This is a genomic window from Lysinibacillus agricola (assembly GCF_016638705.1).
Taxonomy (GTDB): Bacteria; Bacillota; Bacilli; order Bacillales_A; family Planococcaceae; genus Lysinibacillus; species Lysinibacillus agricola.
In genome coordinates, this window is sequence record NZ_CP067341.1 from 4,448,903 (window position 1) to 4,462,360 (window position 13,458).

Here is a 13,458-nt window from a genome sequence, read left to right on the forward strand (position 1 = left end):
CTTTTTACACTTGGATTATGCTGTAAATTGAAGCAAAATAATCCCTACTCTCCACCTTATATCATGTGTTAACATATGTGTGACCCTTTAATCTTCATTCAGCAAGTATTTAGCGAAAGTGCAACGTCATCTACAAATGTCTTTTGTAGCGAAAACGAAGTTATTAGCTACAGAAGGCTGCCCTCTCTACATGTGGTGGATGAATATGGTTGTAGACCCCTTTTCAGTCGGTGACAAGCTCCAACTGATAAAAAAGACAGGTAAGAACCTCACATCCTGTGCGAACCTCATGTTGACCAAAAGCTTCCAAACGTAATTCAGCTGTGACGAAGATTATCTAATCAAATAGGGGAAAAAGCATTCTAAAAACGAATAAATTTACTTTTTGTCGTTTTCTTGAAAAGTATTAAAATCTCTAAAATAATTTCCGAATTAGTATAGATTATTTAAGCAATTGTGTTATACTATTTTTGAAAATAAGAAATTCTCCCTCAAACTCTAGGGAATACTATAAAAAAGGATGGTATTTAATCGATGAATTCAGTAGAAATTGCAAACGAACTGAAGGAATTATTAAGCGGCGGTAACATTAATGTTCAACTTTCAGTACCACAATTAGCTGAAAAAGCTACAGCTCGTGGTGAAGCTATGTTAACAGTAGATGGTGCAGTTCGTGCAGAAACTGGCAAATACACTGGTCGTTCACCTAAAGATAAATATACGGTAGAAGAAGAAAGCTCAAAAGATCAAATTGACTGGGGAAAAGTAAACCGACCAATTTCTTCTGAAGTGTTCGATAACTTATATGTAAAAGTAGTAAAATATTTAAAAGAACGTGACGAATTATTCGTATTCAAAGGCTTTGCTGGTGCTGACAAAGATTCGCAATTAAGCATCCAAGTAATCAATGAATATGCTTGGCACAACCTTTTCGCTCATCAATTATTTATCCGTCCAACTGAAGAAGAATTAGCTTCTCATGTTGCTGACTTCACAGTTATCTCAGCTCCTAACTTTAAAGCAGACCCTGCTGTTGATGGTACAGCTTCTGAAACATTCATCATTGTATCACTTGAAAAGAAAATTATCCTAATCGGTGGTACTGAATACGCTGGTGAAATCAAAAAATCTATTTTCGGTATTATGAACTACTTATTACCACAACAAGGCATCCTTTCAATGCACTGCTCATCAAACGTTGGTGAAGCTGGCGATGTTGCATTATTCTTTGGTTTATCTGGTACTGGTAAAACTACTTTATCTGCTGATCCTGACCGTAAGCTTATCGGTGACGATGAACACGGTTGGTCTGATAATGGTGTATTCAACATCGAGGGCGGTTGCTATGCAAAAACAATTAACCTTTCTGCTGAAAAAGAACCAGAAATCTACAACGCAATCCGCTTCGGTTCTGTTTTAGAAAACGTAGCTGTTGATCCAGAAACTCGAGTTTGTGACTATGATGATGGTTCATTAACAGAAAATACACGTGTAGCTTATCCAATTCAATACATTGAAAATATTGTTGATCCATCTGTTGCAGGTCACCCAAAAACAATCATCTTCTTAACAGCTGATGCATTTGGTGTATTACCTCCAATCAGTAAATTAACAAAAGAGCAAGCAATGTACCACTTCCTAAGCGGTTTCACATCTAAACTTGCTGGTACAGAACGTGGTGTAACAGAACCAGAACCAGTATTCTCAACTTGCTTCGGTTCTCCATTCCTTCCACTTCCAGCAACAGTTTATGCTGAAATGTTAGGTCAAAAAATTGACGAGCACGGTGCACAGGTATTCTTAGTGAACACTGGTTGGACTGGTGGAGAATATGGTACTGGTAGCCGTATGAAGCTTTCTTACACTCGTGCAATGGTACGTGCTGCAATTGACGGTAAATTAGCTAATGTTGAAACAATTCAAGATTCAGTATTCGGTTTAAACATTCCAACTTCTATTGAAGGTGTACCAACAGAAGTGCTTAATCCTCGTGATGCATGGGCAGACAAAGCTGCTTATGATAAAAAAGCTGCTGAACTTGCTGGACTGTTCAACGAAAACTTCAAGAAATTCTCAAATGTTTCTGAAGCTATCACTAATCTTGGTGGTCCATTAAAATAATTCATTAAGCAAAGGGAACGATTTAAAAGTCGTTCCCTTTTTTGTGTTGAAAAACTTTAATTTCAATAAAATTAAGGTGTCCTATTAAGGCTCCTCTGCACAACGAGGGGTTGATTTCCGTTCCGACTGGGCGCTTTCCTGGGGGCGTCCGATGAGCCGCTTCGCTTCGCTCCAGGGTCTCATCTGTGACGCTGATCCCCAGCGAGTCGCCCAGTCTTCACTCCAATCAACTATTTCACTTAGCAAATATTTTCTTACATGTTTCTCTTATTTATAGTGTGAAATCAATTTTTAGCAATAAATGGTTTTTACGCGAGATCGAGGTGGCAACAGCAGATGTTTTTGTACAAAAGCGGAATGTCAGCAAAGGGTTTTAGTCTGTGCGAAAGCGAAGCGACAGCAACAACAACAGTTGTACAATCACTTTCACTGTTATAAGTCTATTCTGATCGATTATGGTGAGTAGCATAACTTTCACTTTTAACATTAAATTAAATTTATAAAAGTTCTACTTTATTGCTGATTGGAGTGGAAGGCTACTCGACTCCCGTGGGAAAGCGAGACAGGCGAGACCCTGCACGGAGCGTAGCTCGACGCTCGCCCACAGGAAAGCGAGTAGCCTGGAACGGAAATCTCCCACCTTTAAAATGCCACAACAATCACAATGATTTACTTAACTATTTAATTTTTTCAACACTATAAAAGGAAACGATTAGAGTCGTTCCCTTTTTTATTTTCCCCTATTTTAGAAAAGTCTACTTTTCATATTGTTAACTTTGTGTATAATTCATAATAGTAGTTCTAGGGGGATACATATGAAAAGAAAATATAAAGTGATTATTACCATTGTCAGTCTTCTATTAGTATTGTTTGTTGGTGCTGGATTTTTTGCAGGGAATTATTTTTATAATCTAGCCTTAAATCCGAATACAGATAAATCAGCCGTGCTTAATGCGCCGCACAATTCTATTGCTGTTAGCCCTGAGGATGCTAAAGAAAAAGAAGAAAGTGAAAAGTGGTTTAAAGAGAATTTTGAGGACTCTTTTATACAGTCTTTCGATGATTTGAAATTACATGCCTATACGCTTAAAAATACAAACGAAACAAATAAATGGGCAATTGTTTTTCATGGATATTCATCTGATGGCTCACAAATGTCAAAGTCTGCTAAGCATTTTTATGATACAGGCTTCAATGTTATCATACCAGATGCAAGGGCTCATGGAAAAAGTGAGGGTGACTATATTGGGATGGGCTGGCATGATCGACTTGATGTAGTTTCATGGATTAATAATGTTATCAGTTCTGATAAAAATGCTGAAATTGTTTTGTATGGTGTTTCCATGGGAGGTGCTACAGTGATGATGGCCTCAGGAGAAGATCTACCTGACAATGTTAAGGCTATTATTGAGGATTGCGGTTATTCCTCAGTTTGGGGTGAATTCTCCTATCAATTGCAAGAAATCTTTAATTTACCCACCTTTCCTATTATGCACTTTTCTTCAATTGTTACGAAATTAAGAGCTGACTATACACTTGGTGAAGCTAATACTGTAGAGCAAGTAGCCAAATCGAAAACGCCGATGCTGTTCATTCATGGTAGTAATGATACATTTGTCCCTTCTGATATGCTAAATGAAGTATATGAGGCTGCCAATGTACCGAAAGAGAAATTTATAGTTGAAGGTGCTGGACATGGCGGTGCAGAAAGCGTTGCTGGTGACTCTTATTGGAAAACTATTAATAACTTTTTAGCAAAATATGTAGAGTAAGTATCCTTTTTTCTACCGTTCGGGTGCCTGTCAAAAAGCACCTGAACGTTTTTTTGAGTCAACCCGGGCAGTTTTACATCTGATCGTGCGATTTTTTGGTCTACCTGAGCACCTTTTCACTAAAAAAACTCCATGTTGCAAGAGGTAATCAAAATGGAGTTAATTCGCTAAATGAAGCATGCAACTCTCCTTTATCACACTAAATTATCAGAAATAAATGCTTTGAAAACCTTGAAGTATTTGAAAATCAATTTTATCTACTTTTGTCCTTTGAATTATAAAATCTAATCCTGCTTTTGTATTATCTGCAAATTTAGGCATTGCTTCAAGAGCATCGGTTAATGGTTTGGTGAAGTTGTCCCAATGTATTGGAATAATGAGTTTCGGTTGTATTTTCCGCACAGTTTGTTCATAATACATATTTTGAAAATTTTCATCCTGAGCTCCTAATACTCCTATTCCTAAAAATAAAACATCAGCTCGAATATCATCTAATGCCCCTTCTATATAGTTAGCACTTGGTTTAACAAAGAATTTTTTATTATGATGCGTAATCAAGAAATCGTATGAAGAATCTTCATGATAATTTAAGGCTATAGCTGGTTGTTTAAGTGGCTCGTTTATTTTTTCCCCTTCGTCAAAAGTTGGTGAATGTTTTGACTGAAGGACCGTGACAGTAAAATCACCCAACTGCATAGTTTTGTTTACTTCGTATACAGACATCTGATCCACATTTATACCTTCACCAAGCCCTATGTTAATCGCTGATTCTGAACCATATACATGCGTACCAATTTGTTTAGCGATATAAGCTAAATCTAACGCATGATCATAATGTGTATGAGCTATAAACAACCCTCGAAGTTTATTATGATCAATGCCTATTTTATGAAAGACATTATTTACAGCATCTGCATCTGTTTTCACAGTACTGAGGGGCAACATTTTTAATAAGGGCGGCCTAGAAATAAAACCATCAATCATTAATTGTGTGTTGCCATCATCAAATAATAAAGATGATGTTCCTAAAAATGTAACCTTTACCTCATCTTGAATTAATGTTTTTTGCGTTGTTTTCGGAGCATAGTATTCCTTATATTGCTGAATATCTGCTGAAGGTGCTAAAAACTGATAATAAACAAAAATGGAAGCGATTATTATCAATACTAATCCTACAATAATAATCTTAAGTCTTTTACTTATTATGTATTTCAAAGAATACTCTCCTCTCAAAACATAATATTTTATTGACGTTTCATCCATTCGCAAAGTGCATGTACTGTTTCTCTATTTTTAGTCGGTGGATACTGATGAGCATAGCGAAGATCATACCATGTCTCATATGTTTTATTGGCATCCTTTAAATAAAATTCTAATTGTCTTGCATGTTCAATATCTACATTTTCATCACGGTAGCCATGAATAATAAGTACTGGAGCTGTAATGTTCTCTATCTCAAATAAAGGTGTTCGAGCATCATAAGCCTCTGGTACACGATTCGGCGTCCCTCCAATAACACGCTTCATCATTCGGCGCATATCTGGCCGCTCCCAATATGTAGCTGTTGCATCAGATACTCCTGCCCATGTCACAACGGATGTAATATCTCTACGTAATATTGCAGTCCAAAGTGCCATAATACCACCACGTGAAAAGCCATAGATATGAATATTATCATTACAAAACTGTTTTAGCACGTCTACTGCGTATACAGCATCATAACGATCCGCTCCTGCAAACTCATCTCGACCTTCTCCACCTCGATTGCCACGATAATATGGGGCAAAAACGATAAAGCCTTGCGCAGCAAACTGTGCCACACGCGAAGGTCTAACCATACCAATGCTTTGCATGCCTCCACGTAAATATAAAAAGCCATCATATGTACCTTCTGCCTTAGGCTCTGCTAATAATCCCTTCACACGTAGACCCTGTGACATATAAGTAATCTCTGTTAAACGAATAGCTGGATTCGGTGAAGGATAAGCACGTTTTTCAACGATCTCCCCATTGGTCATACTGTTTCAACTCCTCCAGCATTTTCTGCATTCCTTCATCCTTCATATGAAAGCTTAAATTTGGATGATTTGCAAATTCTTCATCCGATAGCCAAGTCATCCCTGACGTTTCTAAATCAAAATCGATGTCCTCCTGCCCTGCAAACTGTGCAGTAAAGACCGTTTTACAAAATAAGATATCATCATGAACGGCATATTCTGCAAACCATTTAAGATTTTTTACATGAACACCGGTCTCCTCAAATACTTCCCTAATTGCCGCTTGCTCCAATGTTTCTCCAGGTTCTTGCTTTCCACCTGGAACTTCAACACCACGGCGTTTATGAATTGTACATAACCACTTATTTTCATGTTTTAAAAAAACGAGTACATGCTTAGGCTCAACCTCAAACTCACCTCTTGAAAAGCTTAAATCCACTCGTAAACCATTTAAATCTGTAAATGAGAACATGCTCTTCAACTCCTTTTTATATTGCTAAAGCCTTATTTTATACACTAAGTAGAATCTTTTTTTGGAAAATAACAGAATTCATTTGGCATTTATAATAATGATCTTTTATTTTACTATAGTGTAATTATGTAGCTATAATCAACAAATAAAATCACTAATATTCAACTCCGATATGTACAAAGAATGTCTTACGAGCAATTTTCATGTTAAAGGTCATATTCGCACTTTTACCGCTAGCTATGGTTTTGATTTAGCTTTTCTCCACCGCTAGCTGCTAGTCCTCAAAATGTGAGCTCATCTCTTATGACAATGGTTAATCCATCAAGAGTTGCCCTTAACCGTTCAGTTTGCCAAATTAGTGGGTGGAAAATAACCTTCATAAATTGGTACTCTTTAAATTTTAAAAATTGAAATTGCGATAATAGTAGTTTTCAATATTAGCTTTCATTAACGTCTCTTTAACGAAAAAAGCGTGCTTCAAAATTTTTGAAGTCACGCTCTGTTTTTGACTATATAACTTGTTTACCATCGAAATAAACAATTGGGTTTTTAACAACACAATCAATATGGACATCTGCCGCATTTGTACCACCAAAAGGCGCATTACTGCCAAATGCAATATGAATGGTGCCATAGACCTTTTCATCTTCAAGTACATTCCCACATAAAATAGCACTTTTGTTTGCACCGATACCAAATTCTGCAATAATACGACCGTTGTCCTCACCTAATAATTCAAGTAATCGTGGACCATCTGGACCTATTGCTTCTTCTAGTCGGCCATTACGAACCTTTAACAATAATGGTTCCTTTAGTACCCCAATGTTGGCAATTGAACCATCGACCAAAATTTCACCATTTGCAGATGTTTCAATAGGAGCAATGTATGACTCTCCCGACGGTATATTACCGTAGTCTCCTGGATTACGGACAATACCTGTTGAACGAATACCTAAACGATTTTTTATGCTAAACGTTAGCTCATGTCCATCTTTTACAATCCGTACATTTTTTGCAGGATCAAGTAGGTTAACATATTTTTCCACAAGGACTTCTATTTCACGTGCATCAGCATGAAGTGCACCTTGTTCAAGCATTGCTAATGTAACTCCTGGCATTGTCGCAACTCGTCCACCGTTTTCACATGCCTTTTTACGAGCCATTGTATGTGTTAGAGAATGGGAGGTAATGCACAGTGTCACATCTACATTGGACATTAACGATGATATAGCGTTAATTGGCTCCTGTCCGGATTTCATCAATATTGGCATCACAACTAACATCGTGTTTTCCGTAATGTTTAATCCAGCTTCATGAAAAATTTTTGCGATATCTTGTTTATGAACATCTGTTAGAATGACAAGTGTTTCTGATGATTGAATATTTAAATTACCTTTTAAGATATTCAGTGCAATCTCATGTAAATGTTGCATATCATTACTCCTTAATTGAAATTCAAATGATATCTACGAATAATATCTTCAATTTCATTTTTTGCTTCTGTTAATGGTTCCAATACTTCTGAAATACGTTGTTCTGTGAAACGATAGGTAGGGCCTGATACAGTAACTGAAGCTACTACCTGTTCTTCACTATTAAATATAGGCATTGCAAGTGCGAGTACGTCCGCCGTATATTCACTTTTACTTACTGCATAACCACATTCTCGAATCTTTTCGAGCTCATCCTGAATTTCATTCGCATCTGTCATCGTATTATTGGTATAGGCGATTAAAGGCTCGTCAATAACTTTTGAAATTTGCTCTTCACTTAAGAAAGCAAGCATCGAACGATAGGAGGCACCTACATAAAGAGGAGTTCTACTTCCTCTTGAAACTGAAAATTTTACCTTATTTACAGGCTCTGCTTTCAGCAATGTTAACGCTTCCAGCCCATTTAAAACTGTAAAAACAGCTGTTTCACCTGTTGTATCTTTTAATTTTTCAAGAATTGGCATACAAAGCTGGTCAATGTTTAGCGAATCATACATATTCATCCCAATTTCCCATATAGCAATTCCAAGAGAGTATTTTTTAGTAATAGGATCTTTTGTAATAAATCCGTTATTCTCAAATGTCTCAAGTATTCGATATAAATTTGTATGATTCATATTCATTGCCGTTGCTAGCTCACGCCCACCCCATGAGGGCTTTTCCTTTGTAAACATCTTTAAAACAGCAATCGATAAATTTAAAGTTTTTAGCATCTCTCTCATCCTTTTGATCTATTTATCCCGCATTAACAGGCAGAAATTTATCTGTGCGAAAGCGAAGCGACAGCAACAAATGTTTTCTGTGCGAAAGCGAAGCGACAGCAACAAGACTCCCACCTCAACATTCAGAGAAAGCAAAGAAGTTAGGTAGGAGATGAACTGCCAGCAAAGGCCTGATTGGTGAAGACTAATAATCAGTGGGGATGTAGAAAACCCCCACTGATTAAAGTTTCACTTTATCTCGTACAAACGGTTGCATATTACTTTTACTTCAAAAAGGGGGAATAATTGAAGTGGTAAAATATTAAGCAACCGCAAGTACCAGGTCCATTTAACTTTAATCAGTGGAGGATGAAGAGGAGGCTAAGAACACTGCCGTCCTGTGCGTCATCCCCCACCGATTAAAGCTTCACATAATCAAAAGCAAGAGAGTAGCATTCTCTTACTTTTGATATAGGAAATCAATTACAGCAGTAATATACACTTTTGCGCAGCGTACGATATCCTCAACACGTACTTTTTCGTTATAGCCATGAATACTTGGTAAATAAGCTGGACCATATTGCAGCACGGGAATATCATATTGTCTGAAATGACGAGCGTCGCTACTTGCCCATTGCATAACGCCATACGCCTCTTTTCCCGTAACAAATGAAATATTTTCAACAATTGATTTACATACTGGATTTTCCGCTGGGGTGTAGTTTGCCACACTTTTAAATCCAAAACGTTTTATCAAATAGTCAATATTCAATGCATCCAATTTATTTTTCAAAATTTCAGATACTTCTTCTTGAGTAATACCGAATGGTAGGCGGCAATCTACCTGAACCTTACAATAATCTGGAATAACGTTGGACTTCGTACCTCCCTCAATTGTACCAATATTTACAGTAATTTTCTCTAGAACTTCTTGATATTTCAAGCGATCTTTTTCAACTTCACGCATATATTTTTTTGATACTTCAATAAGAGGCTGTACTTCTTCAGGAATATTAATAGTAAGATCCCATAATGTACGAATTTCATTGATAGCACGAATAGCATCTACAATGGCGTTTTTCCCGGCTAATGGTGACAAGCTTCCATGTCCTGGTTCCCCACGCACTTCTAATTCAAACCAATATGAACCTTTTTGACCAATTGTAGGATTTAAAGGTGAAGAAGGCTCTGCAATTAAACAGCCATCCCCCTTTATTAAACCACGCTCTAAAAGCCAAGGAACCCCATACTCGCCACCAGTCTCTTCATCTGGCACAATCGCTAATGTTAGCTTTCCAGGTAATTCAATATTTAATTTTTTCAGCATTTTTGTTGCAAAAATAATACCTGCTAAACCTGCCTTCATGTCACTTGCCCCACGGCCAAGCATCCAGCCATCCTTCACTTCCCCAGAAAAAGGATTAAAATCCCATTTTGAAAGATCTCCAACCGGAACAACATCTGTATGTCCACAATAGACTAACTCCTTACCCCCATCATTACCAATAGAAGCTACTAAGTTAAACATATTATCTGCAGATTCATATTTTTCATATGGAATGTTCACTTCATTTAAATAATTTTCTATAAAATTTGTAATTTCAGTTGTATCTCCGGGGGGATTGACACTTGGTATTTGAATTAATTTAGAACAAAATTCAATTAATTCATTCTTGTTATTTTCAACTTCATTGATTAATCGCAGTTTGAGCTCTTGAAAATCATTCATGTGCGCGTACCTCATTTCCTTTTGTTTGTAAATGATTCATGCTACCATATAGCTTTTCAATGAGGGTGAATTGCTTTTCATCATAGAAAGAGCATTTATTGGCACCATAAGTTTTAGCTACTTCTAACACGAAACGAGCTACATTCTCTACATCTGTAACATGAGTTGCACCTGTTGCACAGCCTGCAACTACTGATTCTGTAGTAATGGCAACACCTACCACTGGGCTTGATGTAGCAACTGCTGGTTGTAAAATACTATTTATATGGAATAAGCCATTTCCATATGGTGTAATATCCTGTGTTGTAATGGGCATTACTACTGGTGAAATTCCTGCTGATTGGGTGTAAACATGTAATAAATCATCACTAATTTTTAAAATATAGCCCTCTTTGACAGTAGGTGTAATAGCAAATCCTTTATGGTTACAAACTTGATTGCCCTTCGTTGTATCGATGGATAAAATGGCATCCATTTCTGCATCTACCTCGTTCTCATTCATGACACTAATATCGACTGGTGAGTTCATGAACGGCACTGGCTTATGTGGTAAAGTTGGTGCTGTTGGACAAATATGCGTTGTGAAAATAACATCTCCTACAAATCGATCACCCTTTAATACCATATCTATAGCTTTTGCTGCACTTGCCATACATGCTAACGCACCATCACCATCGGACACAAAACCTGTCATTTCTGGACGTGCACCAATTCCACCTAAACGTCCAATAATGCCTAAAGTTGGCGCACTCCCTCCGGATGATTTACCGTTCTTTCCTTTAACAAGAACCTTTACAAAATCAGTAGAACCTTTTTCACCTGTAATCGTTTTTACAGTAACATCCGCTGACGGATCAATATTGTGTAAGTAATCTTTGACAACTTCCCCATTCACATAAACACTATCCATTACCTCGTATAATTCAATGACATGTTTTAATGACATAATAATTGCGCTCCTTTTTTAATCAATAATGCCTCGCTCTCACAGGCACTCATTTTGATAGCACTTAGTAAACATCAAGTGATTTGGATTTTTAACCCATGCTTCAAAATTCTGTCTAAGGCTTTTACTGTAATGTTGATCACTTAGGCATTGCCAAAGTTAATTTCTCATCTAACTGTAGTTATCGTTTACCCAGCCATAAGTTACGTTAAGTAGTTGGGACTTCCTCCCGAATTGAGTTAAATAAATGACAGGATACTTGATGTGTTACAGTAACCGAATCGAGTATAGGCTGAACTTGTGAACATTTTTCCGTTGCAAATCGGCAACGTTTATGAAATGCGCAGCCACTCGGTGGGTTAACTGGACTCGGAACGTCCCCAGATAAAATAATGCGTTCCTTCGTATCAAACGGATTTTCTTTAGGAATTGCCGATAATAAAGCTTGCGTATATGGATGCTGAGGATTCTCGTATATTTCTTCATACGTACCAATCTCTACGATTTTTCCTAAATACATGACCGCAATACGATCACACATATAATTCACAACATTTAAATCGTGTGAAATGAAAATATATGTTAAACCGAATTCCTTCTGTAAATCTTTCAATAAATTAATAACCTGGGCTTGAACAGATACATCGAGTGCTGAAACTGGTTCATCGCATATGACAATATCTGGGTTTAACGCAAGCGCACGAGCAATGTTAATACGTTGTCTTTGTCCACCAGAAAATTCATGTGGATAGCGCTTTGCATGATAGGCACTTAAGCCAACTGTTTCAAGTAAGTCTACGACACGTTTTTTGCGTGATGCATCGTCACCAATGCCGTGAATCACTAGTGGCTCAGCAATTAAGTATTCAATCGTTTTTCGTGGATCGAGTGAAGCATACGGATTTTGAAATACCATTTGTATCGATTTACGCGCTGAGCGAATATCTGTTGTACTTACACTTGCTAAATCGATTCCGTTAAACTCTACTTTTCCTTCTGTCGGTGTAATTAATTGATTGATTAAACGTGCGACAGTCGATTTACCACATCCAGATTCACCAACAATGCCTAGTGTTTCACCTTTATATAATTCAAAGCTTACACCGTCTACTGCTTTTACAAATTGTGTTGTCTTTTTAAAAGGAATAGAACTTTTAATAGGAAAATGCTTTTTTAAATTACTCACTTTTAGTATTAGCTCTTTATTGTGCTGCATTAAAAATTCCCTCCTTACGTTCTACAATTTGTTCTTTCGATTGCAGATGGCAAGCCACAAAATGATTGTCTTGAACCTCCACTAATTTAGGTTCTTTACTACGGCAAATATCTGTTGCCAAAGGACAGCGAGAAGAGAAATGGCAGCCACTATGCGGCATCGATAAATCTGGTGGACTTCCTGGAATCGCCGGTAGCCTGTCATGCTCTTGAGTGCCCATCGTAATTTGTGACTCAAGTAACCCCCATGTGTAAGGATGCAATGCATTTTCATAAAGTTGTCTAGTTGTAGTGGATTCTACAATTCGTCCTGCATACATGACATTTACTTTGTCACAAAGCTCCCATACAACACCTAAATCGTGTGTAATCATAATGATGGCAGTATCGTGCTCCAGCTGTAGTTTTTTCATTAAATCTAGAATTTGTGCCTGTACCGTTACATCCAGCGCTGTAGTAGGTTCATCTGCTATAAGCAGCTTTGGATTACATGCTAATGCAATGGCAATCATGACACGCTGTCTCATTCCACCTGAAAATTCGTGTGGATACATTTTCAAACGTTTTTCAGGCTCTGGAATACCTACCATTTTTAGCATGTCAACAGCTTTCACACTTGCTTCTTTCTTTGATAAATTTTCATGAGCACATATTACTTCAATAATCTGATTACCTACTGTTAAGACTGGATTTAAACTTGTAATAGGATCCTGGAAAATCATCGACATTTCATTACCTCGTACATTGCGCATTTCCTTTTCCGATATCCCTAGTAAGTCACACCCATTAAAATGAATTTTCCCATTAGTAATTTTTCCTGGCGGAGATGGGATTAAACGCATTAATGCTGTAGCTGTAACACTTTTGCCCGAACCTGATTCTCCAACAATTCCAAGTGTTTCCTTCTTATTTAATTGTAAATTTACGCCATTTACAGCTTTCATCGTCGAACCACCACTCTTAAATTCAACTGTTAAATTTTCTACATCTAGTAAACGTTCAGTCATGACTC

At 37.2% G+C, this 13,458-nt stretch carries 11 protein-coding genes; 2 read left to right on the plus strand and 9 right to left on the minus strand.

Annotated elements, in window-relative coordinates; translation table 11 throughout:
• Positions 1 to 534 precede the first annotated feature (534 nt).
• Entirely contained in the window at positions 535 to 2,121 is a 1,587-nt protein-coding gene (pckA, locus tag FJQ98_RS22145; protein ID WP_053592857.1) for a phosphoenolpyruvate carboxykinase (ATP), read from the plus strand.
• 815 nt (positions 2,122 to 2,936) lie between these two features.
• The gene (locus tag FJQ98_RS22150) at positions 2,937 to 3,893 is read left to right on the plus strand and encodes an alpha/beta hydrolase (RefSeq protein ID WP_053592858.1); all 957 of its coding nucleotides are present in this window, start codon (positions 2,937 to 2,939) and stop codon (positions 3,891 to 3,893) included.
• A 207-nt stretch (positions 3,894 to 4,100) separates the two neighbouring features.
• Here FJQ98_RS22150 and FJQ98_RS22155 read toward each other — a convergent pair whose 3' ends face one another.
• From FJQ98_RS22155 to FJQ98_RS22195, 9 genes are all read right to left on the minus strand, one after another.
• Entirely contained in the window at positions 4,101 to 5,108 is a 1,008-nt protein-coding gene (locus FJQ98_RS22155; RefSeq protein WP_053592859.1) for an MBL fold metallo-hydrolase, read from the minus strand.
• A 29-nt stretch (positions 5,109 to 5,137) separates the two neighbouring features.
• Complete coding sequence (locus FJQ98_RS22160; protein WP_053592860.1) at positions 5,138 to 5,911, minus strand: alpha/beta hydrolase family protein; 774 nt, start codon at positions 5,909 to 5,911, stop codon at positions 5,138 to 5,140.
• Positions 5,889 to 6,362 (minus strand): NUDIX domain-containing protein, encoded by a 474-nt coding sequence (locus FJQ98_RS22165; RefSeq protein ID WP_053592861.1) that lies wholly within the window; start codon positions 6,360 to 6,362, stop codon positions 5,889 to 5,891. The genes FJQ98_RS22160 and FJQ98_RS22165 overlap by 23 nt, the downstream gene beginning before the upstream one ends.
• 509 nt (positions 6,363 to 6,871) lie before the next feature.
• Positions 6,872 to 7,795, minus strand: coding sequence for an aminopeptidase (locus FJQ98_RS22170; RefSeq protein ID WP_053592862.1), 924 nt, complete (start codon positions 7,793 to 7,795; stop codon positions 6,872 to 6,874).
• A gap of 11 nt (positions 7,796 to 7,806) precedes the next feature.
• The gene (locus FJQ98_RS22175; RefSeq protein ID WP_053592863.1) at positions 7,807 to 8,568 is read right to left on the minus strand and encodes an IclR family transcriptional regulator; all 762 of its coding nucleotides are present in this window, start codon (positions 8,566 to 8,568) and stop codon (positions 7,807 to 7,809) included.
• Between the two features lie 448 nt (positions 8,569 to 9,016).
• On the minus strand, positions 9,017 to 10,285 hold the full coding sequence (locus tag FJQ98_RS22180) for a M20 family metallopeptidase (protein WP_053592864.1): 1,269 nt from the start codon (positions 10,283 to 10,285) through the stop codon (positions 9,017 to 9,019).
• Complete coding sequence (locus FJQ98_RS22185; RefSeq protein ID WP_053592865.1) at positions 10,278 to 11,231, minus strand: DUF1177 domain-containing protein; 954 nt, start codon at positions 11,229 to 11,231, stop codon at positions 10,278 to 10,280. Before FJQ98_RS22185 ends, FJQ98_RS22180 begins: the two co-directional genes overlap by 8 nt.
• Positions 11,232 to 11,439: 208 nt before the next feature.
• The gene (locus FJQ98_RS22190) at positions 11,440 to 12,447 is read right to left on the minus strand and encodes an ABC transporter ATP-binding protein (protein ID WP_053592866.1); all 1,008 of its coding nucleotides are present in this window, start codon (positions 12,445 to 12,447) and stop codon (positions 11,440 to 11,442) included.
• Entirely contained in the window at positions 12,434 to 13,453 is a 1,020-nt protein-coding gene (locus FJQ98_RS22195) for an ABC transporter ATP-binding protein (protein WP_053592867.1), read from the minus strand. Before FJQ98_RS22195 ends, FJQ98_RS22190 begins: the two co-directional genes overlap by 14 nt.
• Between the last annotated feature and the right edge of the window lie 5 nt (positions 13,454 to 13,458).